Here is a 25,175-nt window from a genome sequence, read left to right as displayed (position 1 = left end):
ATGCAAAGATATTTGCTGATTTATGCTGAAGACAGGAATATTTTGTAGTAGAATGGAACAAATGGAAATAGCGGAAGGAGGCGGCATTTTGCTGCAGGCAGTGCATCATATTGCAATCATCTGTTCGGATTATGAGAAATCCAAACGATTTTATACCGAGTTGGTAGGACTCCGGATCATACGGGAAGTGTACCGGGAGGAGCGTCAATCTTATAAATTGGATCTTGCTCTTGGAGATACATATATCATTGAATTATTTTCTTTCCCGAATCCGCCCGCCAGACCGAGCCATCCGGAAGCATCCGGCCTGCGGCATCTTGCTTTCTCCGTTGACGATGTCGAAAAGGAAGTGGCTCGACTTCAGTCCATGGGTGTGAAGACGGAGCCAATCCGGATCGACCCTTTCACTGAAAAAGCATTTACGTTCTTCCAGGATCCAGACGGCCTGCCGATTGAACTGTATGAAGAGGAGGCGGCAAGCGCGTGAAAAAGGAAACACTGCTGATCGGGTCATTCATCATATTCCTGGGTATCGCAGTTTCTGCTTTCTTCTATGTGCAGAACAAGTCGGTAACGAATAGCAGTCTGAAGGCAAACGAACAGAAGGAACAATCGTATGCCAGCAAGGCACAGATGACAGAAGAACCTAAAGAAGTGAAGATCGAGCACATCGATGGTGAATTTGCACTTCAAAAAGAATTGATTGAAGATACAGAGGAAGAAGCAGAAGAATTGGAACTTGATCCAGAGGCAGAAGAAGTGCTGGCGTCCGAGGATGAGGAACCGATTTTACTGGAAGAAGAAGAAGCTGAGTCGGACACGGATAGTGACACTGATTCCAGTGAGGAAAGTGTCTATCAAACGCCAAGCGCGAGTCATTCCTCCCCAACAAGCAGCGGATCATCGCGCAGTTCTTCCAGTTATAGTGGCAGCAGCTCCGATGGCTCCAGCAGCCGCTCATCCTATAGCGGCGGAACTTCAAGCAGCAAGGGTTCTGGCAGCTCAAGCAGTAGTTCTTCAAAAGATTCAAATGATAAACCGAAAGAAAAGCAGCCTGCACCTTCCAAGGAAGAGGAAAAGCCGGCAGAAAAGCCAGCAGCAAAACCTAAGCCAAAACCGCAGGAACCTGCTGAAGAAGAACCGGAAGTGGAGCCTGAACCAGCTCCGGAACCAGAGCCGGAAACGGATGCTCCTGTTGAAGAAGAGGAAGATGAAATTCAAGCAGTTGGTTGATACAGAAAAGTCGCACATTTTGTGCGGCTTTTCTTATAGGAACTATGTTATGCTGATGGCAGTTTGGGTAATATGGAGAGAAAGGCTATCGACGTGAGGGGAATTGATTATGAAGACTAGGTATTATGCGATTATCGATATTGGATCGAATACGATGCGGCTTGTTGTGTATGCGCGTGACAAGAGCGGCAGAATCAAAGAAAAAGAAAATGTGAAGGTTGTGGCGCGTCTTCGCAATTATTTAAAGGAAAACGGCAATCTGGATGAGCAAGGCATACAAGTGCTGCTGAAGACATTGCATGGTTTCCAGGAAGTGACGCGATTTTACGAGCTGGAAGCTACGACTTGTGTGGCTACTGCTACTGTGCGGCACGCCAAGAACCAGCAGGAAATTCTGGAGCTGGTTGATAAAGAGACGGATTATACAATCCGGATTCTATCAGACTATGAAGAAGCATATCTCGGCTACTCGGCCGTGACGAACAGCACGCCGTTTGTCGATGGGATCACGATCGATATCGGCGGCGGCAGTACAGAACTGACGTATTTCAAGGATCGCGAACTGCAATCTTACCATAGTTTCCCGTTCGGGGCTCTGTCATTGAAACGGCAGTTTGTCGCCGACGATAAACCGACTGCAAAAGAGCTGGAACAGATTCATGAATACGTCTGTGAACAGCTGCAGACGCTGGAGTGGCTGCCGAAAAAGCAGCTTCCTGTCATTGCCATCGGCGGAAGCGCCCGGAACGTGGTGCAAATACACCAGGAAAAGGTCGGCTATCCTTTGGCAGGTTTGCACCAATATAAAATGACCAAAAAAGATATCGATGACATCCAAGAAGAACTGGTGCCAATGGACTTTGACGAGCTTCAAAAAGTCGAAGGTCTATCAAAGGACCGTGCCGATCTTATCCTGCCAGCGATACAAGTCTTTCGCTGTTTGCTTGATATTGTGGACACAAAGGAATTCGTTCTCAGCCGCAAAGGCTTGCGTGATGGCTTGCTGTATGAAGTGCTTCATCGCCGGAATGAAATGACATTATTCGCAGACGTGCTGGAACGCAGCTTCGAGGAACTGGCGAAGGATTTTGAAATCGATCGTACACATAGCTTGCAGCGCCAGCAGACAGCACTGCGCCTGGCAGATCTGGTGGAGGCACGCGGATTTGCCAAATGGGATGAGCAAGACAAGTTCCTCGTCCGGTATGCAGCTTTTGTTTACAATATCGGCGCTTATATCGACACGGAATCCGGCAATCAGCATACATTTTACCTGCTCGCCAACCGGACGATCGATGGGCTTTTGCATAAGGAACGAATCATCCTTGCGCTGCTTGCTTCTTTCAAGAATAAATCTTTTTATAATCGTAACGCGGAAGTATTCCAGACTTGGTTCAAAGAAGAGGAGTTGGCACATTACCGTCTGCTCGGAGCGATCATCAAGCTGGCAAACAGCTTGCATGCGACAAAACGGAATATCGTTTCCCGCATCGAGCTTGAGGAAAAAGGGGAAGACTTGGTGCTCATTGTGACATGCAGCAAAGACTGGCAAGCAGAACGCTACCAAGTGGAAAAACAGAAGAAACATCTGGAAAAACAATTGCGGCGGAATATCCAGCTTGTTTTCCAGGAGGATGTAGAATTCCAGAACAGTTAAAATTTACAAAAACTTTATAAACTCTTTTTCGAGTCACTGATATACTAGAAATGATGAAGAATACTGTCGAAAAGTGGTGCGTGGAAATTGAGAACAGAGGAACAGCTGCGGGTCGATTTGAATGACCCGAAAAATTATAATAACCGAGAGTTGAGCTGGCTTGCTTTTAATGAGCGTGTACTGGAGGAAGCGCTGGATGAGCGCAACCCTTTGTTGGAAAGGCTTAAGTTCCTGTCGATTTTCAGTTCCAATCTGGATGAGTTTTTCATGGTGCGTGTTGCTGGGTTGAAGGACCAAGTGAAGGCAGGTTTCAATCGCCCGGAAAACAAAGCAGGCATGACACCGAAACAGCAGCTTCAAAAGATCGGTGCCAAGGCACATCGTCTTGTGGAGATGCAGAACAATCTATTTCAAGATATCATCATTCCCGAATTGAAAGAAGAAAAAGTAGAGTTATTGAGCATGGATCAGCTTTCAAGTGCGCAGCTTTTGCGATTGGAAACATTCTTTGAGGAAGAGATATTCCCGGTGCTGACGCCAATGGCAGTCGATGCTTACCGTCCGTTCCCGATGCTGTTGAACAAGAGCTTGAATTTGGCAGTTTCCTTGCTGGATGAGCATGAAACCGATGAAGCAGAACAGCATAAGCGAGCGATCGTGCAAGTGCCGGCTGTGCTGGACCGCTTTATCCAGCTGGAAGATACGAAAGATGACGAGCTTCACTTTGTATTGTTGGAAGATGTCATCAGTTATTATATCCATAAACTATTCCGCGGCTACCAGATCAAGTCTGTCACTGTCTTCCGGATCACACGGAATGCGGATATGACCATCCATGAAGAAGGCGCACGGGATCTATTGAAGGAAATCGAGAAAGAACTGAAGAAACGGAAATGGGGCGCAGCGATCCGGCTGGAGATCCCGAAACAGGAATATGACTACAAAATGGTCACTTTCCTGACAGAGACATTGGACATCCATCGGAAGGATGTCTATGAAATCGACGGACCGATCGATATGACAAGGATGATGCAGTTTTACAAGCTGGTGGCAGCTAAGCGTGAGCATCTTGTCTATGAAACACTCATTCCGCAGCCGCCTGCTGAAATCGGTACGGATGAAGATCTGTTCGATGCCATCAATGATCGGGATATCTTCCTGCATCATCCGTATGAATCATTCGAGCCCGTCGTTGAAATGATTTCAAAAGCTGCGGATGATCCGGATGTATTGGCGATCAAACAGACATTGTACCGCGTGAGCGGCGACTCTCCCATCATTGACTCCTTGATGCGGGCAGCGGAGAAAGGGAAGCAAGTCACCGTCCTGTTCGAGCTGAAAGCGCGATTTGATGAGGAGAATAATGTCCAGTGGGCGAAGGAACTGGAAAAGGCCGGCTGTCATGTGATCTACGGGATGACGCACCTGAAGACGCACAGCAAAATCACGCTCGTGGTGCGCAAGAAGCATAACCGGATCGAGCGCTTTGTCCACCTTGGCACTGGGAACTATAATGACCAGACGGCCAAGCTATACACAGACATGGGACTGTTCACATCCAAACGGAAATTCGGGATCGATGCGACGAATTTCTTTAACTATCTGAGCGGTTATACCGAGAAGCCGACTTTCCATCACTTATCGGTCGCTCCATTTGATATTCGTTCCGACATGATCAACATGATCGATGATGAAATACGTTTGCATAAAAAATATGGCAATGGCCGTATCATCATGAAAATGAATTCCATCACCGATAAGCCTGTCATCCAAAAGTTATATGAAGCTTCGATTGCCGGTGTCCAGATTGATCTGATCATCCGTGGTATCTGCTGTCTGCGGCCTGGTATCAAGGGCATCAGTGAGAATATCAGGGTGCGCAGCATAGTCGGCCGCTATCTGGAGCACACACGAATCTATTATTTCCATCATAACGGCGAGGAAAAGATACATCTTTCATCGGCAGATATGATGACAAGGAATATGGAGAAACGCGTGGAGATATTGTTCCCGATTTATGATGGACCGATCAAGCGCCGTATCCGTGGTATCAACGAAGTGATGCTTCAGGATAACAGCAAAGCAAGGGAGCAAGATGAAAACGGCGTTTATCATTATGTAAAACGCGGCGATCAAGAAGAGCTGATTGATAGTCAATTGATCTTGTTCAATGAAGCATATCAAGTGATGGACGATGAAGAATGAGGATAGGACGCATAAACGTGTCCTATTTTTTTATTTCGACAAAATCCTCTGGGAATTATTGTTATAATGGAAGCTAGTTCTTTTATTCTATTATTTGTTAGTTCCAGCAGAGGAGTGGAAAGCATTGAAGGCATTTTTCATTACTTTACTATGCATTAGCTTACTTGCAATAATAGGTACCGGTATTTATTTCTTCCTATCCCAGGAGGAAAGCAATACAGCCAATAAAGGAGAATCAGAACCATCCATGGCATCACAAGCGGCGGAAGAAGTGCCCGATGATGAGCTGAAGCCGGTTGAGAAGGGCAAGGGAGCTTCGCAGCTCGAGGAATTGTCTGGCGATACGAAGGATTTTCTCTCCACTTTCACATACGAATCATATGACGAACTTATTGCTTACCAAAACGAAGAGCTCGTCAAACAAATCGTCAGCGATCAGCATGCCTATTTGAATGATCTCACGGGATGGGGCCATATCGAGCATGTCGACATCGACTATCTGGCTCAATCAGAAGAATGGCAGCAGCTGCAGCAGGATGTGGAAAAACTGCGAACAGAAGGATTCGCACCATCCGAAGCAGTCAATGACATGTGGAACGCAGAAGCTTTCATGCGCATCGCAACAGACAGTGCGGATCTGAACAGCCTCCGTTATGTACATCGCATCTTCCATGACATGGACGCAGAAATAAATGGAGCGGAAGTGGATAAAGTCTGGGGCGCAACACGTGCATTCGGAGCTGAGACAGAGACGCAGGAATTGTATGCGTATATTAAGGGATGATATTAAAAGTAGAAGATACTCCAGTAGGGTGCCTTCTACTTTTTTGCGTTTAGTCTCAAAGTGTACCTCCTTCTGGGAAGAGAACTCCCTGCTCTATCCGGAGAGGGTATCATCATTTTTGTGAACTTATCTGACATAGATTTTCTTTAATAGGGTTGGGATATGTCCATCTATTTGGTATGTTGAAAGAAAGCGATGCATTTTATACTTCAGTGGGAAATTATGAGCTTAATCAATGTTATTAATTTACTGCCATTCTATTTTCCAGCGCCTGAGTGGATACAACTGCAAAGGAAGAAATTTATTATTCTAAGAATCGTATACTGCCATCTTTTAATTGAGATGATTCGAGTATGATACTGCAGAGAGAGGAACATCATATGGAACTCAATAACCCTGGAATTTCACTGGATATCATAATGGATTTATCTGTTTTCAAAGATGCAAAGCTGATTAGTGGCCATAATGGCGTGAAGCGAATTGTCCGTTATGTGGACATCTTGGAAGTACCCGAGTTGAAGGGCTGGGGAAGAGAAGGTGAAATGCTGTTGACGACGGGTTATGCCTTCAAGGATACTCCTGCTAAATTGGAGGATCTGTTAAAAGAATTGATAAGGGTACAAGCGGCGGCACTGGTCATAAAAACGGACAGGTATATCGGGCAGTTATCACAGAGCATATTGGATTTGAGTGATAGTGAAAACTTTCCCATCATCCAGCTGCCCAATGACGTGCCTTACATTGATGTCACGCATGAAGTGCTGGAACATATCCTGCAAAAACAGTCTGCATTACTCCGGAAGTCGGATAAGATGTATCGCAATTTGACAAAGCTGGTCATCAATAATGATGATACTCATTCGGTGGCAGTACATGTTTCCAGCTTGCTGCAAGCTCCTATTTGGGTATTGGATGAGCAAAAGAGGATTTTGGTAGCATCCCATGAAGATACGGAGCCATCACCGGATGCGCATATATGGAAGATAGCTGCTGATCGTCGTCATATGGGCTACTTGGCTGTCTTGAAGGAAGAGCTGGATGAGCTCGATTCAATCTGCATCGAGCAAGCAAAGATGGCATTTTCGCTGAAATTCCTTCAGCGTCAAGTACAGCAGGATACAGAGAAGAAGATGCAAGGTGATTTCCTGCAAGAGCTGTTAAGCGGTGTCTCCTTGACGGATAGTGAAATCATCGAACGGAGCAGGCAATTCGAGATTTCACCGGACTGGACATATAAAACGCTCATCTTCCGATTGGGAAGCCAGACAACACAAGCGTCCTTCCTGGCCGCACTTGATTCTTTCCGGAACAAGCTGACTGGCGCAAAACCGATGAAATCGTTTGTGCTGAATAATGGTCACTCGATCATTCTTATCGTTTCTGCTCCTGATGTAGCTGATGGTGATATCAATGCTTGCTTGGAGGCATTCGTGGCAGAGTGGAAAGGTTTGCGGGTGGGTTTAGGCAGGAATAAAAATATCAGCCAGCTGAGTGAAAGCTATGTAGAAGCAAAGCAGGCATTGGAAATAGGTGTGCGTTTACATGCACATAATCGGATATATGATTTTTACAGATATGAGTACTTCCACTTGTTATCACAGGCTTATAATCATAATTGGAAAGAAATCATCGAAGAAAGGATCGGTGGATTGATCCAGCATGACAATGAGAAAGGAACGGAATTCATCCATACTCTTTTCCATTATCTCGATACGAATAAAAGCTTGATGGAAACAGCATCCAGGATGTACATTCATCGTAATTCCGTGAAATATCGCATTGATAAAATAAAGGATATTACAGCCATCCCCTTCGAGACGGAATTGGACAAACTTGGATATTACATGGCGATAGCGCTGTATTTGATAAAAAGAGGAAGCTGATTTGTGCACAGAGCACAATCAGCTTCCTCTTTTTTTATTGTCCCAGCACATATCAATAAAAAAGCGTACATGATAAATTTATTAAATATTGTAATAGTCGAAATATTAGAAAAGGAGTGCTTATTATGATTGGTGTTATTCGTGTCTTCTCAAGTGAGGACAAGGAAGTGGTGGAACTTCATGGCAAACTCATACAAAAACGATTCGGATCCGAGACGCGAACAGCTTGCATACCGGATCAGCCTAAAGGAATTCATGACGACGAAACAGAACGCATTGCTGTCCCGAAAATCGTCCAAAAGGGAATCGAATTGGCGGAAGCTGGCTGCAAAGCGATATTGATCAGCTGTGCCGCCGATCCAGCGCTGGAGGAATTGCGGGCCAAGGTTTCCTTACCTGTCATTGGTGCTGGAAGTGCTGCAGCTTTGACAGCGAAAGCATTAGGGAAACCGGTCGGGGTGATGGGTATCACCGAAACCATCCCGCCCGCTGTGGAAGGACAAATAGCTGATATGATCACAGGCTACCGCCGGCCCGATGGAGTGACGAATACGACAGATCTATTGACGGAGGAAGGCAAGCAAAGAGGTATTCAAGCTGCCAAAGATTTAATCGGAAATGGTGCTGAAGTGATCGTTTTTGCTTGTACCGGATTTGCAACGATCGGATTGAAAAAGGTCCTGGAACAGGAGCTGGCCGTTCCGGTGATCGATGCAGTGGAAGCCGGCGGACGGTTTGCTGTGCTAGTCTGAAAATATTGGGAATTTTGGGGGGATCTTGATGTCAAAACATACGAAGCATCCTAAGTTATTCGAACCGGTGACTTTCATACTGACCGTTGTGACGGCGGTGCTGGGTGCAATCATCGGGATCCAGATCGTCACGACACTCGGTGTGACACCGAACACGAGCATCATTGGTGCGTTGGTAGCCATGCTGGTGGCGCGTATTCCGTTGATGATTTTCAAAAAATATAAATCCGTCCATCGGCAGAATTTGATTCAAACGTCCATTTCTTCGGGTACTTTCGGTGCTGCGAACAGTTTGCTGATTCCGATTGGTATTCCGTTTGTCATGGGAGAAACACAGTTGATCATACCGATGCTGATCGGTGCGGCGCTTGCGATGTTTGTCGATGCGACCATTCTTTATAAGATCTATGATTCGCCGTTATTCCCTGCCAAGGAAGCTTGGCCGCCAGGTGTGGCCGCAGCGGAATCCATCAAAGCAGGGGACAGCGGCGGGAAGCGGGCTGGGTTGCTCGGGATTGGTGCCCTTATCGGTCTTGGCGGATCATTTGCTGGCATCAGCATGTCAGCATTCGGGGTAGCGTTCATCGGAAATATCTTTGCACTGCTCATGTTCGGAATCGGGCTTATGCTGCGTCAATATTCCATACCTTGGTTTGATGTTGATGTGAACGCATTGTATATACCGCACGGCATCATGGTGGGAGCAGGGATTGTAGCGCTGATCCAGGTTGCAGTGCTCATATTCAAAAAGCCGAAGAAAACAGTAAAAGAAGGCAAGATGGAAAGTTTAGGGGAAGAAGAAGCAGCGGCGACGACCAGTACGATTGAACAAGCTCGGAAAACACTTGGATTCGGATTCATAGCTTATTTAGTCATTGCATTGCTCATCGCCTTGATTGGCGGGTTGATCACTGAAATGTCTGTCGGGATGATCATTGCCTTCATGGTATATGCGGCATTTGCAGCGTTTGTACATGAGCTGATCGTAGGTATAGCAGCGATGCATTCAGGCTGGTTCCCTGCGTTTGCGGTTGCTTTCATTACGCTGATTGTCGGGTTATTGATCGGATTCCCGCCTACAGCACTTGCTTTGCTGGCTGGTTTCAGTGCAGCAACAGGTCCGGCATTTGCCGATATGGGATATGACTTGAAATCAGGTTACATCTTAAGAGGTTTCGGACAAGACGAAGAATTCGAACGCGAAGGAAGAAGGCAGCAATTCTTCACGGCTGCACTGGCATTCGGGGTTGCACTGATTGTCGTCATCCTGACGTATCAGAGCTACTTCGAGCAAAACCTCGTGCCTCCGATTGACACCGTCTATGCATCGACCATTCAAGCGGGAGCAACGCCGGAAGTTGCAAAATCCTTGCTGCTATGGGCAATTCCAGGTGCTTTGATTCAGCTGATCGGCGGCCCGAACAGACAAATGGGGATCATGCTTGCGACAGGTTTATTGATTTTGACACCGAATGCTTGCTGGGCTGTTCTTGGCGGACTAGCCATTCGCGGTATTGTCTTGAAGTGGAAAGGAAAAGAAGCCGAAGCGCCGATGAGTATCATGGCAGCAGGTTTCATCGCAGGAGATGCTTTATACAGCTTCTTCAGTTCCGTATTTTCAGCTAGGAAGTAGGAGGGGTTATGATGACGACATATCAAATAGATAAACAAACAGTGGAACATGCCGTCTATGGCGGCGTCATCCTTGGAGGTGGCGGCGGAGGCTGGGTGAACGACGGGCTTCAAATCGGGAATCTGGCATTGGAACTTGGCGATCCGACGATTATATCAGCGGATCAGCTCAAGGATGAGGATCTGCTCGTAACCGTGTCGCTTGTCGGCGCACCAGCAGCGAAAGAGAAGTATTTGAAACCAGTGCATTATTTGCGGGCCATCGATTTGCTGCAAGAGAAGCTGCAGCAGACGATCAAAGGCATCATCACGAACGAGAACGGAGCTGGCGGAACCGTGAATGGCTGGCTGCAGTCAGCTATGCTCGGTATTCCCGTCATCGATCTTCCGTGCAATGGCAGAGCCCATCCGACAGGTACGATGGGATCACTCAATCTTACGGAGCAGCCAGGATACCAGTCCATCCAGACTGCAGTCGGCGGGAAAGGTGCACGCTATGTCGAGACAGTAGTGACAGGCACGCTTGATGTGGCTTCTACTTTGGTCCGGAAAGCATCGATTGAAGCAGGGGGATTGGTTGCTGTTGCCAGGAATCCCGTTCAAGCAGGGTATGCGAAGCAGCATGGCGCACCAGGCGGGCTTCTTCAAGCCATACAAGCTGGTAAGGCATTGCGCAGTCAAACAGGACCAAAAGCAATTGCGGCGGTTGCGGAAGAATTAGGTGGAAAAGTAGTTGCCGAAGGAACGGTTACCGACTTTGTATTGGAAACAAAAGGCGGTTTTGATGTCGGTGCGGTGACGATTGAAAAGTCGCTGCATATGACATTTTGGAATGAATTCATGACGCTGGACATGAATGGAGAAAGATTGGCAACCTTCCCGGATCTGATCATGACATTCGATGCGGAGACAGCCGAGCCAATCGTGAGCGGGGCGATCCAGGAAGGGCAGAAGCTGGCCATCCTGACTGTTCCGAAGGATAAATTGATTTTAAGCAGCACGATGTACAATGTGAAGCTGCTGCAAACAGTGGAAGCCATCTTGGATGAAAAAATCGTTAATTATCTATAATCAGAGGGGGAATCAGCAATGACATTGAAACAAACATTGACGGCAGTGGACGTATTGGATGATGGAAACGTAAACGGGGAAAAGGTAAAGGCGTTATTTGAAGCGTATCAAAATGTTACGGTTGCCGTCACGACTATCGAAGGAGACAAAGGCAGCACCGATTTCATCCGGATCGACATTCCAGGATCACAAGGAAGATCCGCAAATGGAGAAAACCCGACGATTGGGATCATCGGGCGTCTTGGGGGAATCGGGGCAAGACCAAGCCGAGTCGGCCTGGTTTCGGATGCCGATGGTGCCGTTGCTGCCATCGCAGCAGCATTGAAGCTTGCCGATATGCAGACAAAAGGTGATACATTGGCATCGGATGTGATCGTGAGCACGCATATATGCCCAGATGCGCCTACCCGACCGCATGAACCGGTGGACTTCATGGATTCGCCTGTCGACATTGGCACGATGAATGAAAACGAAGTAGTACCGGAAATGGAAATGATCCTCTCCATCGACACGACCAAAGGCAATCGCATCGTCAATCATAAGGGGATCGCCATTTCCCCTACCGTGAAGGAAGGCTATATCCTGCGGGTGAGTGAGGATCTGATGCGCATCCAGGAAATGGCGACTGGTGAAAATGCTGTCACATTCCCGATTACGATGCAGGATATCACACCATACGGTAACGGTCTTTTCCATATCAACTCCATCTTGCAGCCTGCTGTTGCTACATCGGCGCCTGTAGTGGGTGTTGCCGTCACAGCAGGCTCGATTGTTCCGGGCTGCGGTACGGGAGCAAGTCATGAAGTGGATATCGCCACGGCCGCACGTTTCGTCATCGAAGTGGCTAAAGAAGTGGCAGCAGGCACTTGCAGTTTCTATGATCCTGCCGAATTCGAAACGATCACCAGCCTATACGGCTCGATGACTGTCCTGCAAACTGCAGGCAAGCAATAAGGAAGGAGCACCAGATGAAAAAGCTAGGCATGATCACCATAGGTCAAGCTCCTCGTCATGATGTGGCTCCGATCGTTGAAAAATACTTGGATCAGCGTGCTGAACTTGTGCAGGCCGGTGCTTTGGATGGCATGAGCAAAGCCCAGATCGAAGCGGAGCTTGCTCCGGGACCAGAAGATTATGTGCTCACGTCCAAGCTGGTGAGCGGTGAGTCTGTCAATCTGTCCAGGGAAAAGATAAAACCATTGATTCAGCAGAAAATCGAACAAATGGAAGCTGATGGTATCACGACGATCCTATTATTATGTACAGGTGTCTTTCCGGGACTGCAAGCTCGAAGCTCGGTATTGATTGAACCTGATCATATCATCCCTCCGAGTGTGAAGGCATTGCTGGGAGATAGAAAGCTAGGTGTCGTCAGTCCTTTGCCAGAACAGATGGATAATTTAAAGCAAAAGTTCATCCCATATGATATCGAACCGGCAGCAGCGGCTGCGAATCCGTATCAGCCAGGGACGGAGCAGTTCGCCCAAGCTGCCAAAGAACTCAAAGAATTGGATGCAGATGTGCTGATTTTGGATTGTATGGGTTACACAGAAGAAATGCGCGATATTGCAGCAGAGGCATCCGGGCTTCCAGTTATTTTGTCCAATGCATTGATGGCCAAGCTTGTTGCAGAAATCATTTAAGGTAGTGATGATTATGGGAAATATATTAGAAGATAATAGCAGGAGCTTTTTGATCAGCAGTTTGAACTTGAAACCGACAGAAACATTGCTGATCGTGACAGATGAAGAGAAAAAGGATTTGGCAGAAGCGATTTATGCAGCGGGTAAGTCAATTGGGGCAGAGACAGTGCTGATGGTCATGCAGGAGCGTGAGAAATCAGGTCAGGAGCCTCCCGCGTCCATTGCCGAAGCGATGAAACTTAGTGACGTGGTCATTTGTATAACGGTGCACAGCCTGACGCATACGAAAGCAAAAAAAGATGCAGTGAATGCGGGGGCACGCGTTGCAACCATGCCAGGCATCACATATGATATGTTCCTCGAAGGAGCCATCAGCGCGGACTATGAAGCGGTCGAGAAGCTTACTATCCAAGTAACGGATCTACTGTCTGCCGCTCGGCAAGTGAAAATCGAAAAAAGCGGCTATCAACTGACTTTTTCGATTGAAGGCAGAGCGGGTGTACCAAGCACGGGAGTTTATCATAAGCCTGGTCAATCTGGTAATCTTCCTTCCGGTGAAGCATTCATCGCTCCAATGGAAGGCACCGCCAACGGCAAGATAGTCATCGATGGATCGATTGCAGGCATAGGAAAGGTCACGGAGCCAGTGTTATTGTCAATCGAAAACGGAAAACTTGTCGGTGCGGAAGGAAAGCAAGGACAGGAACTTCTGAGTTTATTGGGCGACGGTGACGGCCGTAATGTGGCGGAATTCGGCGTTGGGACAAACGATAAAGCAAGGGTTACAGGTGTCGTACTGGAAGACGAAAAAGTCTACGGAACGATTCACATCGCTTTTGGCAGCAACAATACATTTGGCGGCAACGTAGCTGCTGGAGTCCATATTGACGGAGTTGTCATGGAACCTACCGTGTTCATCGATGGAGAGTTATTGTTGGAAAAGGGAGTTATGGAAATAAAATAGCAGCAGTCATGAAGAAGCACTTAAGTATTCACGTCTGCGGCACCTTCATTATCTAAAGTGGTATGTAAGAAAGCCCCTTTTTCCAAAGAGGCTTTCTTACATTACTTATCTTTTGTTAATTCATAGCTTGTACGAATCAATTCGCGGATTTCTTTCTTGGGAACAGACCCGTCTAATATAATGGAGTTCCAATGTTCTTTATTTAAGTGATAGGCGGGTACGATAGAGTCGTATTCATTTCTGAGTTGCTCATTCATACCAGGTTCGTTTTTCACATTAATCCAAATCTTGTTTTCTCTCTCAAATATCCAAGCAAATGTTTTATCATTATTCTTATGTCTGATAAGTGTCCAATTATCGTCTCTAAAGGGTTCGTCTTCATACACTTCTTTATACTGCTTACAATAGTCAATAGCCTCTTGTCTACTCTTCATAGATAATCAACTCCATATACATATTTTCTATTTATAACTTAATCCTTCAACAAAGACTTTCCAAGATGAATCAATTCTCTTAAGAAGCCGCTCAGATTTTCCGCCATACAGCATCTCAACAAATAGACCATCCAGTATAGTTAAATAGGTCATTACAACGTCTTCAGGCTGTAAATTGTTACGTAATCTATGGATTACTGACTCAATTTCATGTAATAACATGCTCTCTAATTTTTCAGTTAAGTCATAGGATTTTAGAATCATTTCTTCTTTCAAATGTGCTGGGGGGAAGTATGCATTTCTTATAAGAAAGCGTGTATTAATCGTATTTTCATACCTGTCCATGTACTCAGTTATAAACTGTTTGAGTTTTTCTATAAGAGTACTATTTCCCGTACCAGAAAAGAAAACTTCTATAAACGCAATCTCTTTCGAAATGGAATAGTCAAAAGCACTTCTAAATAGATGCTCTTTACTTTTGAAATGGGAATATATAGATTCTTTCTTAATACCTACCTCTCCTGCAATTGAAGATAAGGAGGCTCCTTCATACCCATGAAGGGCAAACTGCAATAAAGCTGCCTCAATTAATTTCGTTCCCGTCATAAATCATATCCCCCATCATTCGATTCTCTCTATATCATAGATTAAAATATGCTATTGCGCTAAGTAACCACCATCAGTAACCAGCATAAGTCCGGTGGTGTAATTGGATGCGGCAGAAGCAAGGTAAAGTCCGGTACCTTTAATTTCTTCGGCACTAGCAATACGATTCATAGGTATAACCTTTTCTCCCTGCTGGATGAACTCAGGATCATCAAAAAGACCGTTTCCTATATTGGTGCTGAAGTAACCGGGACAAATCGCGTTTACTTGAATGTTAAAGGGAGCATATTGAAGCGCGAGTTCCCTTGTAAGGTTGATAACTGCACCTTTAGTTGCACTATAAGCTGTACCAGGAAACACTCCCGACGTCCCAGCCAAACCCCACATGGAAGAAATGTTGATTATTTTGCCGCTTCTTTGTTTTTTCATTATTTTTAAAGCTTCACGATTCGTATATAACACACCGCTAAGATTTATATCCAATGCCTTTTTCCAGTCATCCGTTTCATATTCATCTGTGAGTCCTGAATTCGGGTCGGATATGCCAGCTGCGGCAATAGCAATATCAAGCTGTCCAAATTCCTTCTCAGCTGCTTGGATCAATTTAGCAACCTGCCCTTCATCAGATACATCGCATGGAACCGATAATGCTTTACGCCCCAATGCTTTGATTTTCCCAACAGTTTCTTGGTTACCTTCCTCGTTCACATCGCCACAGACAACATGTGCGCCTGCTTCAGCCATTGCTATGGATAACTGTGCTCCCAATCCACTTCCAGAACCGGTAACCACCGCCACCTTATTACTTAAATCAAACATATCCTGCACATTCATTTCCTGTTCCTCCTTAAGCAAGATGGAGCTACCTAACGTTAGGTAGTTTATATAATGGTTGTTACCCGTCCTGTTTTGGCTCAAAACATGAATAGTACTAATCATGATTAGTAGGAAGAGACAGTGAAAAATAATGCAATACAGTCAGTTTGATATGGGAAGACATTTATAACAAGGACAAGGTATCATTAGCATTGCTTAATTTTTACGATTCACAATACCTTTATATGGATTAGTAAAAAGCAGAAGTGAAGATTTGGAAGCATTAAGTTTACTAAGTTATTGAATTTGAGATCATTACACAAAGGTCATATATAATATTGTGACATATGATAAATCTATATCATTATTATTTAGCGAGTAGTCACTTCATTATTGTGACGTGTATAAAGATTGACAATCCCATTCTGTTAAAAAGATAAATCAATTGCAAAAAAACCTCTGTGAACATCCGTTTACAGAGGTTTTTCTGTTTATGCATCACGCTGTATCCGAATCAGACGTTTCCGTCAAGAATCGCAATCCTGCCAAGTATTTGCGTCCGCGTTTTTGCACCCACTGCACGCGTACGTCGCTTTCGCGGAAGCTGCTGTGGTTTGCTTGCAGGCGCAATATTTGGCCTGGTTTGAGTGGGTTTCTCAGCTCGACCTGACAGCCGCTCAGGCTGTAATCCATCATAGTGGTTTCGACTTTCCTGTCATCAGCAAGTTGCAGGATTGCAGGGACGGTGACCGTTTCGCGGATGCTTTGCCGTTCGGATTGTTTCGGCAGTGCCTTTGTTTGCTTGAAGAATTGTGCTGCCGCATTCCAAAGGGTGGAATTGACATATTCCCTGCTGGTATAAATATCAGCAGCGTCGACAAACAGAATCTTGACAAGGGAACGGTATTGATCCAGTGTGACATCCTGGAAGGACACGCCTGCATAATAGCTTTTCCCTTCCTGTGATACCCAATGTTTATGCAGCTGTATTCCTTGAAGCGGGCCGGTGGACAATGTCAGGTTAGCGCCTGCCGAAAGCAGATGGGCAGATTTGGTGTCCAGCAGCTCCAAGCGGGCGCCATACTCGCTCAAGTCAATGATTCGCACTTTGTGTATGTGGCCATTCATACCATTTCGAAGCTCTGCATCCAATGTCACATCGAATCGTTCTGCTTCCCGGAAACGGGGGCGTTCGACGGCAATGGTCAGCGCCATGACGAGGGCAATGGCATTATACAGCACCCAGAAAATATTGATATAAAGCATACTGACACTGTCATAAATCTGCACTGGTGTGAACAAATCGATACCGACCATGATGAGGCTAGCAGCACTCATGGCCAGCAAGATCACATATGGTGTGCTTGTCCGCCAGAGGAAGTGGCGGCGGTTATTCAATATCCCTTTGCGGGTCACATTGAATTTGATCGACTTGCGGAAGAATAATTCCGTGAGCACAGATACTGCCATGTATGGCGCAAGTGCCACTTCATACACATGACTCCATAATGTTGTCCGCTTATTATCTGCCATCCGGCGGAACGCAAGCTGCGATGATAGGAATGCCGGCAGCCAGAACATCAATAGTGTCGAGAAATCGGTTTGAAGGCTGTAAATGGAAAACAGCAGGAACAATAATGGTGCAAGCAAATAGACCATTTTATAAATCCCGAAGAACCAATAATGGATCCCGTCCATGTAGAGAAGGCGCTGCATGAAGCTCAAGCCTTTTATCGTGAGCGGATTCCATTTACGGATCACTTGGATATTTCCCCGGCACCAGCGATCGCGTTGTTTCAGCAGATCGGCATATGTCTCGGGGGACAAGCCGACAGCCAATGTTTCATTGACGAAAACAGTTCGCTGTCCATTTGTCTGCAGCAGCATTCCTGTTGCCATATCTTCCGTGATGACACCAGTGGCGAATCCGCCGATTTCTTCCAAAGAGCGGCGGCGGAACAATGCGTTGCTTCCTACATACATCGTGGCATTGTACCGATCTTTTCCTTCTTCCAAACGGCGCATGAAGAAGTCTTGTTCGTTGGTGATATTATCTTCGAAGAATAGATTATACTGAAACGCATCGGCATTATAGAAAACCTGCGGTGCTTGGACGAAGGAGACCTTTTCGTCGGTAAAGTAGCCTAATGTACGCTCCAGGAAATTGGCACGCGGTACCATGTCGGCATCCATTGTGACGATGATTTCGCCATTGGTTTTCGTCATCGCATGGTTCAGGTTGCCGGCTTTTTGGTGCTTGTTGTCCGGACGATCCAGATAGATGGCACCCATTGACTCGGTCAGCTGCCGAATATCAGCGCGTCTGCCATCATCGCACACATAGATTCTGAGTTTGTCTTCTGGGTAGCGCATCATCTGGCTGGCAGAGATAGTTCGTTTCAACAGATCGGCCGGCTCATTATAAGTGGCGATATACACATCCACTGTCGGCAGCTCCTCGAATGCCGATAACGGCACGGTCTTCTGCTTGAAAGGCCGCCACGACAAAATGGTGAAAACAACCGACTGTAAATAGCCGGCCCATTCGGTGACAAGCAGCAAAATCCCGACTATCAGGCTGATGACACCCATCGTCGGCAATGTGAATGCGGTCCGCCAAATCAAATAAATAAGGTTCAGACCGAGAAAGGCAGCAAGCAGCAAATACTTGGCAGCCAAATACTTACGGGCGAACATATAAAGAATCAATAGGATGGCGGTGGAAGCGATAAGCCAAATGATTTCCGATGTTTGCACATAATTTCCTCCCTTACACTGCAAGAAGCACTGATTAAGTATATTATTCTATTACTACATTACACTTCTCTACTTTTTTCCATTCCCTTAATAGGTGCTGTCCATGTCTGTGATGGGATATATTTATAGAACCCAAAACAAGTTCAGCTCTTAGATACACTAAAAAACAATTATTCTAATTCTTAGATAACCGTGTAAAGTACATGCAAGTACGTCAGATGGAACGAACCTTTTCGAAGGGATTAATCGATTTTATGGAGGAGTAGTTTATGAAAATAAAATATTTGGATTCCTTAAAATAAATTAGACATATATATAGAACTAGGAATTAAGAAGTGCACTTTCTGTTTTAAAAATGGGTTTGCCCAAGCAAATCAATAATAGTGGTAGAAACTATCTAGTTAGATAGTAATTTTTGGTTTTATCTTACATTTTATGGTTGAAAGAGTGCGGATTAATTGGAATAATAGGCTCGAGTACATAGTAAACATGTACATCAAATTATTTGGAGGAATCAAAAATGAACAAGAAGTTCACGAAGTATGCTGCAGTTGGATTAGTAAGTGCCATGGCTTTCGCAGGTGTAGGTCCAAGTTTAGTAAGTGCCAAAGCAGCTGCAGATTCTCCTGAAGTCAGCTCAGCTAGCCAGGTTGAAGCAGATGTTGAAGTTACATTGCAGGAAATGAGTGAACTTGAAAAGATTCTTGAAGAGGATGGCGTCACAGAAGCCGACATGATCACATATGGGAATTATGTCAAAACACAAGTTTCTCAAAAGGACGGGGAATTTTCTGTTCAATGGAAAGGTGCAGTAATCAAAAAGGCAGTGAAATTCATGGTGGATCACGCTGACATTATTCCATCTAAATCATTGAGGAATTTCGTTGAAAAGAATGGAAATAAAATTATCAGAGCCATTGACACTGCGGAGACATACACTTGGTATGGCCTTCATAAAGCATTTTCTGCTGTAGGCATTCCTGATAAGTATGCAGATGCTCTTGCTGACTTTATTGTAAAGTACTTGCTATAATACAACTATGATAAAAAATCTCTTATCTTCCTTGTCTCCGTTTCTTATGCTCATCATTCTCTTCCTGCCTGTAATCCTTATTGACATCCTGATTATTAAACTTGTGGGTGGATATTACTCTGGGTTACTAAGTTTGTTATTTTTCCTCTTGGTATTTTACATCTGTAGCTTATTGATAAGTATTGTAGTGGATAGTTTAATGAAAATAATAAATGAATTCTACAAAGTGAAGATAACAGATGAACTCTCCGCCATTGTAGACTTTCTCTTCAGTGTAGCAGTGATATTGCTATTGGATTCACTATTTGAGTCTATTAACTTGCCGAACACTGTTAAGATTTTAATCATTTTAGTCCACTCCATCATGCTATACGCTATCAATAAATTGACGGCCAAATCTAATAGTGATAGAGATTCAACCGCTCACGATGAAACGATAGACCCGAGTATTGAACAAGAGATCAGGTTAACATTGCAAAGTGAAAATGTAGCTGATTGTATTGGAATCATAAATGACAGACACCCTGACATACCAAAAGTAAAGATTATACAAGCTGTACGGAGAATAAAGAATGAATAGAAACAGTTTTAAGAAGGCTGTCGGGAAAGTCCCGGCAGCCTTTTTATTTTGGAATGAGATTTCCATCTTAGAAAAATAGTTTTCTTTTTATCACATGATAAGCCTTTTTCGGCTGGCTGTTTTCATCGAATAATAATGGTTTTCCATTCGGGGATTCTTGTTCGGTGACCCAGCTGTGATTATCGGAAATGCCCCAAACTGTGAACTCCCCGCAAGCTGGTGTATCCAAGCAAACTTCCATAACGTCTCCGTAGCGTTCCGCTTGTATGTTCTTGGCGTCGCCGTTGCTCAGGTTCTGCAGTTTCACGTCCATTTCCGTAACGGCAATATCAAAGCCGGCATCTGCTACGCGGTTGAACCATTCCTGAATACGGTCTTTGGAAAAGCGCGGGTCGGCAGCATCCACATGCGTTTGCATGCCGATGCCATCAATGGGAACGCCTTCTGCTTTCCAGATAGACAGTGCTTCAAGCATTGCTTCTGATTTAGCATTGGACATTTCGTTGCCGAAATCATTGTAGTACAATTTCGCATCGGGATTGGCTTCGTGTGCCCATTGAAAAGCGAGCGGAATATAATCAGGTCCGATGGTACGAAGCCAGATTGTATCCCGTAAAGTGCCGTCATCGTTCCATGCTTCATTGACAACATCCAATGTATCGATGCTGCCGCGATAATGGGAGGCAACCTCCTGGACATGATTTTTAAGGATTTCTTCAGCAGAAGCGCGGTCGACAGCTTGCTGTGTCACCCATTCCGGCAGGGCTTCCCCCCAGACAAGCACATGGCCGCGGATTGCGATATCATGCTGCTGCGCCATTTCTACCATTTCATCGACTTTCACAAAATTGAAAGCACCTCGTTCCGGCTGCATCGCATCCATCTTCATTTCGTTTTCGATGGTCCAGCTGGAAAACTCCGTCGTGGCTAAGTTTTTATAGTCACTATCTTCCATAAGTGCGTCATAGCGAATGGAACTGCCTATGAGCAATTCATCGTCTTCAGCTAATTTCCGCAATGTTTGTCTTTCCATCAGATACCCTCCAACTGCAATACATAGAATGAGGATTGCACCGCCGATCATTATCCATTTTCGCTTTTTCAATAGAAGCCCTCCATTATTCATATGATAGTTCGGATGGGAAATCGGCAATTACGTTCCTTTTACCAAAAGTCCACTTTTGTAAACCAGACATTTCCAACGTGTGATGTGTAGCTCTGAAACAGTTTTTGTGTATTTTACACAAAAACCTGATAATTGTTTGTTTTTTCTGCATATTGAAAGCCTTTTAATTGCGCTCTACAATGAGGATATAGCACATGTGCAAGTGGATTGGGAGGTGTCACAGTTGGAAGCTTTATCTCGCAATTTTTTCTTGTATTTAGCAAAAAACCAGCCATTGAACAAGCTGGCTAACTTATACGGTATCCGGATGGTCAAGGGCAAAATTGTCGGAGGTGTATCCTTCGATCAAGCTATACCATTCATCAGAACATTGAATAAAGACGGAATGAGTGTGACTGTCGATCATCTTGGTGAATACGTGGCAAATCCGCATACAGCAGTGGAACGGGCTGGCGAGGTTGTCGCAGCACTAGAGGTCATCAAGCAAGCAGGTTTGGATGCGCAGGTTTCCTTGAAACTGACATCACTCGGACTTGATATCAGCGAAGAGCTTGTCCGCCTGAACCTGTGTCGGATACTGACGGCTGCGGATCGTCTGGGTGTGATGGTGACGATTGATATGGAAGATTCAGAACGCTGTCAAAAGACATTGGATTTATTCCAAGAGCTGAAAGCGGATTATCAGAATGTGAGTACGGTCATTCAGGCGTATCTTTACCGCAGCGGGGAAGATCTGGATCAAATGAAGCATCTGCAGCCATTCATCCGCTTGGTCAAAGGAGCGTACAAAGAACCGAAGTCGGTTGCTTTCCAGGAAAAGCAGGATGTGGATAGCAACTACCGTAAGCTGATTGCCAAGCAGCTTGACAGCGGCAGCTACACGGCCATCGCAACGCATGATGACCGGATGGTATCCTTTACGAAACATTATGCCTTGGAAAAAGGGATAGGGAAAGACAAATTTGAATTTCAGATGCTGTATGGCATGCGCCAGCAGCTGCAGCAGGAACTCGTCAAACAGGGCTATAAAGTCCGTATTTACTTGCCGTATGGCGATGACTGGTACGGCTACTTCATGCGCAGATTGGCCGAGCGCCCTGCAAATATTGCTTTTGCTTTCAAAGGTATGACCAAAAAATAAACCAAAGGAGCGATTGATCATGACGACACCTTATAAACATGAACCGTTCACCGATTTCACGCAGGAGAAGGAGCAGCAAGCTTTCCACAAAGCGCTGGAGCAGGTACAAAAAGTGATGGGAGACTCGTACCCGCTTGTGATCGACGGTGAAAAAGTGACGACTGATGAGAAAATCGTCTCCATCAACCCAGCTGATAAAGAAGAAGTTGTCGGGGAAGTATCCAAAGCTTCCCAGGAGCATGCAGAACGTGCCATTGAAGCAGCTGCGACTGCTTTCGAAACATGGCGTTATACAAAGCCCGAGGAGCGGGCCCATATTTTGATGCGGGCAGCCGCAATCGTGCGTCGCAAAAAGCACTATTTCTCGGCATTGCTTGTGAAGGAAGCCGGAAAGCCATGGAAAGAAGCCGATGCAGATACAGCGGAAGCAATCGATTTCATGGAATATTATGCACGTCAGATGATGGAGATTGCGCCAGGCAAACCTGTCATGTCCCGTGAAGGGGAAGCGAATCGCTATATTTACACAGCAACAGGTGTGACTGTCGTCATTTCCCCGTGGAACTTCTTGTTCGCGATCATGGCTGGAACGACGGTAGCACCATTGGTGACAGGTAATACGGTAGTCCTGAAGCCGGCGAGTGCAACGCCTGTCATCGCAGCACAGTTCGTAAAAGTATTGGAAGAAGCGGGTGTGCCAAAAGGCGTCATCAACTTTGTCCCGGGAAGTGGTGCAGAAGTAGGCGACTATCTGGTCGAGCATCCGAAAACAAGCATCATCACATTCACAGGCTCACGTGATGTAGGTACTCGCATTTTCGAAAAAGCGGCGAAAGTACAGCCGGGTCAGCAGCATCTGAAGCGGGTGATTGCGGAAATGGGTGGCAAAGATACGATTGTCGTGGATGAGGATGCCGATATTGAGCTTGCAGCAGATGCCATTGCTGTCTCTGCGTTTGGCTTTGCCGGACAAAAATGCTCAGCTGGCTCACGGGCAGTTGTGCATGAGAACGTATACGACGCTGTTTTGCAGCGCGTAATCGAAATCACGGAATCCCGGATCACAGCAGCTCCGGAAAGTGCAGATGTCTATATGGGACCTGTCATCGACCAAGCTTCCTTCGATAAAATCACCGAATATATCGAAGTCGGCAAACAAGAAGGCAAGCTCGTGAGCGGCGGCTCCAGTGATGACAGCAAAGGCTTCTTCATCCAGCCGACCATTTTCTCGGAACTGTCCCCGACATCCCGCATCATGCAGGAAGAAATCTTCGGGCCAGTCCTGGGATTCTCGAAAGTATCCAGCTTCGAGGAAGCAATCGACGTTGCCAATAACACAGAGTACGGCCTGACAGGCGCAGTGATCACGAAAAACAGAGCCCACATCGAATACGCCAAAGAACGCTTCCATGTCGGCAACCTGTACTTCAACCGCAACTGCACCGGCGCCATCGTCGGCTACCACCCATTCGGCGGCTTCAAAATGTCCGGCACCGACTCCAAAGCCGGCGGCCCGGATTATCTGCAGCTGCATATGCTGGCGAAGACTGTTAGTGAGATGTATTAAAACACGAAAAGCGGAAAAGACCGGTTAGAAACGGAGCGGTAAGCAAGGGAGCCCGGAGTAAGGTGTACTTTCCTTACGCAAGGATTTATCACTTCCGGCGCAGTTCCTGGCTTTCGGAGCTAGACAACCCGAAAAGCGGAAGAAATCGGTTAGAAACGAAGGAATAAGTGTGGGAGCCCGGAGTGGGTGTTTTCGCCACGCAGGGATTCAACGCTTAGGCCGCAGTTTCTGGTCTTTGTAGCTGGACAACACGAAAAGCGGAAGAAATCGGTTAGAAACGAAGGAATAAGTGTGGGAGCCCGAAGTGGGCGTAATTCCCACGTAGGGATTCATTGCTTAGGCCGCAGTTTCTGATTTCTGTAGCTAGACACCATCGAAAAGCGGAAAAGACTGGTTAGTAATTAAATACAATAGATAGAATAGAAAGAAAGAGGCTGCTCCTGCAAAATGGAAGCAGCCTCTTTCTATGATTACACAAATAGCAATTGCTTAAGCGAGTACCCGTGGAAAGGTTTTGATACTACCATTTAAATCATCTCACTAAAGTTGCGTGTCGTGTTGGTATAATATGGTTAATGGTTTATACTATTACCTATATTTATCTTTAAGTGGGGGAACCTTACACAAATGTTAAAGAATGAAATAAAAGAGATTATACATACTATACTGCCAACGAAGAGCAGGGTTGCTTTGGGAGCAGCCTTTATCCTTTCTTTGATTGGTACGAGCTTAACTCTAGTATCACCATTGCTCATAAAAGAGGTAGTAGATCAATTTTCGAACCAGATGATAGACTGGACTATAATTGTTATTGTTGTTGGTTTACTGATTGTAAATAGTATTTCCGGGACGGCTTCTGGTGCTATTACACAATTTACAGAAGAGAAAATCGTATTTTTATTAAGAGAGCTTCTTTGGAACAAAATCTTAAAGTTACCAGTGTCTTATTTCCAAAAAAACAAATCCGATGCTTTAATCACGCGTCTCACAAATGATACTACCTTGATTTCATCTGTCTTAACCGAAGGGTTGATGAGTGTGTTAATAAGTTTCATAGCTGTAATCGGTACTCTCGTTATCCTATTTTTTGTGGACGTATGGTTGACTGTGCTTGTGATGTTGAAGCCTATGGCAGGGAAGAAGATGAACGGGAAAGAGGAAAAAAGTTTTTTGCTGACATGTATCAATTGAGTATTAAAGAAGCCATATTGGATGCCATGATTTATCCTTTGCTGGCCATTCTTAGTTCCGTTGTCATTGCTATCGTCGTTGTATTTGGTTTCTGGCGTCT

General features: G+C 45.5%; 21 protein-coding genes and 1 pseudogene. 17 read left to right on the top strand and 5 right to left on the bottom strand.

Translation table 11 applies throughout. The annotated features are described in order from the left end of the window. Positions 1-88: 88 nt before the first annotated feature. From gloA2 to SFC66_RS01670, 12 genes are all read left to right on the top strand, one after another. Positions 89-487, top strand: a complete 399-nt coding sequence (gloA2, locus tag SFC66_RS01725; RefSeq protein ID WP_411217729.1) for an SMU1112c/YaeR family gloxylase I-like metalloprotein — start codon at positions 89-91, stop codon at positions 485-487. Next, on the top strand, positions 484-1,233 hold the full coding sequence (locus SFC66_RS01720) for a hypothetical protein (protein ID WP_411216980.1): 750 nt from the start codon (positions 484-486) through the stop codon (positions 1,231-1,233). Before gloA2 ends, SFC66_RS01720 begins: the two co-directional genes overlap by 4 nt. 109 nt (positions 1,234-1,342) lie before the next feature. Continuing rightward, a complete protein-coding gene (gene ppx / locus SFC66_RS01715; protein WP_411216979.1) occupies positions 1,343-2,890 on the top strand; it encodes an exopolyphosphatase in 1,548 nt (515 codons plus the stop codon). Between the two features lie 87 nt (positions 2,891-2,977). After that, positions 2,978-5,095, top strand: coding sequence for an RNA degradosome polyphosphate kinase (locus SFC66_RS01710; protein ID WP_411216978.1), 2,118 nt, complete (start codon positions 2,978-2,980; stop codon positions 5,093-5,095). A gap of 124 nt (positions 5,096-5,219) precedes the next feature. Continuing rightward, positions 5,220-5,879, top strand: coding sequence for a hypothetical protein (locus SFC66_RS01705; RefSeq protein ID WP_411216977.1), 660 nt, complete (start codon positions 5,220-5,222; stop codon positions 5,877-5,879). Positions 5,880-6,259: 380 nt separating this feature from the next. Continuing rightward, positions 6,260-7,762 carry a PucR family transcriptional regulator gene (locus SFC66_RS01700; protein ID WP_411216976.1) on the top strand — a complete coding sequence of 501 codons (1,503 nt, stop codon included), beginning with the start codon at positions 6,260-6,262 and terminating at the stop codon, positions 7,760-7,762. A gap of 125 nt (positions 7,763-7,887) precedes the next feature. Then, the gene (locus SFC66_RS01695) at positions 7,888-8,514 is read left to right on the top strand and encodes an aspartate/glutamate racemase family protein (RefSeq protein WP_411216975.1); all 627 of its coding nucleotides are present in this window, start codon (positions 7,888-7,890) and stop codon (positions 8,512-8,514) included. Between the two features lie 28 nt (positions 8,515-8,542). Further along, a complete protein-coding gene (locus tag SFC66_RS01690) occupies positions 8,543-10,147 on the top strand; it encodes an OPT/YSL family transporter (protein WP_411216974.1) in 1,605 nt (534 codons plus the stop codon). An 11-nt stretch (positions 10,148-10,158) separates the two neighbouring features. Continuing rightward, on the top strand, positions 10,159-11,217 hold the full coding sequence (locus SFC66_RS01685) for an S-methyl thiohydantoin desulfurase family protein (RefSeq protein WP_411216973.1): 1,059 nt from the start codon (positions 10,159-10,161) through the stop codon (positions 11,215-11,217). Positions 11,218-11,235: 18 nt separating this feature from the next. After that, positions 11,236-12,171, top strand: coding sequence for a DUF1177 domain-containing protein (locus SFC66_RS01680; RefSeq protein ID WP_411216972.1), 936 nt, complete (start codon positions 11,236-11,238; stop codon positions 12,169-12,171). A 14-nt stretch (positions 12,172-12,185) separates the two neighbouring features. Beyond that, positions 12,186-12,860 carry an AroM family protein gene (locus SFC66_RS01675; RefSeq protein WP_411216971.1) on the top strand — a complete coding sequence of 225 codons (675 nt, stop codon included), beginning with the start codon at positions 12,186-12,188 and terminating at the stop codon, positions 12,858-12,860. A gap of 13 nt (positions 12,861-12,873) precedes the next feature. Beyond that, positions 12,874-13,824, top strand: coding sequence for an aminopeptidase (locus SFC66_RS01670; RefSeq protein ID WP_411216970.1), 951 nt, complete (start codon positions 12,874-12,876; stop codon positions 13,822-13,824). Between the two features lie 101 nt (positions 13,825-13,925). Here SFC66_RS01670 and SFC66_RS01665 read toward each other — a convergent pair whose 3' ends face one another. The 4 genes from SFC66_RS01665 to SFC66_RS01650 all read right to left on the bottom strand — a co-directional run bounded on the left by SFC66_RS01665 (position 13,926) and on the right by SFC66_RS01650 (position 18,377). Beyond that, complete coding sequence (locus tag SFC66_RS01665) at positions 13,926-14,258, bottom strand: MmcQ/YjbR family DNA-binding protein (RefSeq protein ID WP_411216969.1); 333 nt, start codon at positions 14,256-14,258, stop codon at positions 13,926-13,928. Between the two features lie 27 nt (positions 14,259-14,285). After that, positions 14,286-14,864: a TetR/AcrR family transcriptional regulator gene (locus SFC66_RS01660; RefSeq protein ID WP_411216968.1), complete on the bottom strand. Its 579-nt coding sequence runs from the start codon at positions 14,862-14,864 to the stop codon at positions 14,286-14,288. Between the two features lie 51 nt (positions 14,865-14,915). Beyond that, entirely contained in the window at positions 14,916-15,698 is a 783-nt protein-coding gene (locus tag SFC66_RS01655) for an SDR family NAD(P)-dependent oxidoreductase (protein ID WP_411216967.1), read from the bottom strand. Positions 15,699-16,178: 480 nt separating this feature from the next. Next, positions 16,179-18,377 (bottom strand): glycosyltransferase family 2 protein, encoded by a 2,199-nt coding sequence (locus SFC66_RS01650; RefSeq protein WP_411217728.1) that lies wholly within the window; start codon positions 18,375-18,377, stop codon positions 16,179-16,181. A gap of 580 nt (positions 18,378-18,957) precedes the next feature. Here SFC66_RS01650 and SFC66_RS01645 point away from each other — a divergent pair. Further along, positions 18,958-19,470: a hypothetical protein gene (locus SFC66_RS01645; protein ID WP_411216966.1), complete on the top strand. Its 513-nt coding sequence runs from the start codon at positions 18,958-18,960 to the stop codon at positions 19,468-19,470. Positions 19,471-19,477: 7 nt separating this feature from the next. Further along, positions 19,478-20,050: a YrvL family regulatory protein gene (locus SFC66_RS01640; protein WP_411216965.1), complete on the top strand. Its 573-nt coding sequence runs from the start codon at positions 19,478-19,480 to the stop codon at positions 20,048-20,050. Positions 20,051-20,117: 67 nt separating this feature from the next. Here the strand turns inward: SFC66_RS01640 and SFC66_RS01635 are convergent, their stop codons facing one another. Further along, on the bottom strand, positions 20,118-21,155 hold the full coding sequence (locus SFC66_RS01635; RefSeq protein WP_411216964.1) for an endo-1,4-beta-xylanase: 1,038 nt from the start codon (positions 21,153-21,155) through the stop codon (positions 20,118-20,120). A 244-nt stretch (positions 21,156-21,399) separates the two neighbouring features. Between SFC66_RS01635 and SFC66_RS01630 the strand changes: the two genes are divergently transcribed. The 3 genes and pseudogenes from SFC66_RS01630 to SFC66_RS01620 form a co-directional block, all read left to right on the top strand. Continuing rightward, entirely contained in the window at positions 21,400-22,317 is a 918-nt protein-coding gene (locus SFC66_RS01630) for a proline dehydrogenase family protein (protein ID WP_411216963.1), read from the top strand. A gap of 19 nt (positions 22,318-22,336) precedes the next feature. Next, the gene (pruA, locus tag SFC66_RS01625; protein ID WP_411216962.1) at positions 22,337-23,884 is read left to right on the top strand and encodes an L-glutamate gamma-semialdehyde dehydrogenase; all 1,548 of its coding nucleotides are present in this window, start codon (positions 22,337-22,339) and stop codon (positions 23,882-23,884) included. 627 nt (positions 23,885-24,511) lie between these two features. Then, positions 24,512-25,173: pseudogene (locus SFC66_RS01620) on the top strand (ABC transporter transmembrane domain-containing protein); the annotation flags it as partial. Positions 25,174-25,175: the final 2 nt, after the last annotated feature.

The organism is Terribacillus saccharophilus (assembly GCF_046592895.1).
Lineage (GTDB): Bacteria > Bacillota > Bacilli > Bacillales > Amphibacillaceae > Terribacillus > Terribacillus saccharophilus_D.
Note: the sequence above shows the minus strand (reverse complement) of the source record. Positions and strands in the feature narration are given on the sequence as shown.

Bases quoted from the DNA above. Each gene is read 5' to 3' on its own strand.
- SFC66_RS01665 (WP_411216969.1), bottom strand. From the start codon at position 14,258: ATGAAGAGTAGACAAGAGGCTATTGACTATTGTAAGCAGTATAAAGAA.
- SFC66_RS01685 (WP_411216973.1), top strand. From the start codon at position 10,159: ATGACGACATATCAAATAGATAAACAAACAGTGGAACATGCCGTCTAT.
- SFC66_RS01675 (WP_411216971.1), top strand. From the start codon at position 12,186: ATGAAAAAGCTAGGCATGATCACCATAGGTCAAGCTCCTCGTCATGAT.
- SFC66_RS01680 (WP_411216972.1), top strand. From the start codon at position 11,236: ATGACATTGAAACAAACATTGACGGCAGTGGACGTATTGGATGATGGA.
- SFC66_RS01660 (WP_411216968.1), bottom strand. From the start codon at position 14,864: ATGACGGGAACGAAATTAATTGAGGCAGCTTTATTGCAGTTTGCCCTT.
- ppx (WP_411216979.1), top strand. From the start codon at position 1,343: ATGAAGACTAGGTATTATGCGATTATCGATATTGGATCGAATACGATG.
- SFC66_RS01645 (WP_411216966.1), top strand. From the start codon at position 18,958: ATGAACAAGAAGTTCACGAAGTATGCTGCAGTTGGATTAGTAAGTGCC.
- pruA (WP_411216962.1), top strand. From the start codon at position 22,337: ATGACGACACCTTATAAACATGAACCGTTCACCGATTTCACGCAGGAG.
- SFC66_RS01655 (WP_411216967.1), bottom strand. From the start codon at position 15,698: ATGAATGTGCAGGATATGTTTGATTTAAGTAATAAGGTGGCGGTGGTT.
- SFC66_RS01700 (WP_411216976.1), top strand. From the start codon at position 6,260: ATGGAACTCAATAACCCTGGAATTTCACTGGATATCATAATGGATTTA.
- SFC66_RS01640 (WP_411216965.1), top strand. From the start codon at position 19,478: ATGATAAAAAATCTCTTATCTTCCTTGTCTCCGTTTCTTATGCTCATC.
- SFC66_RS01690 (WP_411216974.1), top strand. From the start codon at position 8,543: ATGTCAAAACATACGAAGCATCCTAAGTTATTCGAACCGGTGACTTTC.
- SFC66_RS01670 (WP_411216970.1), top strand. From the start codon at position 12,874: ATGGGAAATATATTAGAAGATAATAGCAGGAGCTTTTTGATCAGCAGT.
- SFC66_RS01695 (WP_411216975.1), top strand. From the start codon at position 7,888: ATGATTGGTGTTATTCGTGTCTTCTCAAGTGAGGACAAGGAAGTGGTG.
- SFC66_RS01650 (WP_411217728.1), bottom strand. From the start codon at position 18,377: ATGTTCGCCCGTAAGTATTTGGCTGCCAAGTATTTGCTGCTTGCTGCC.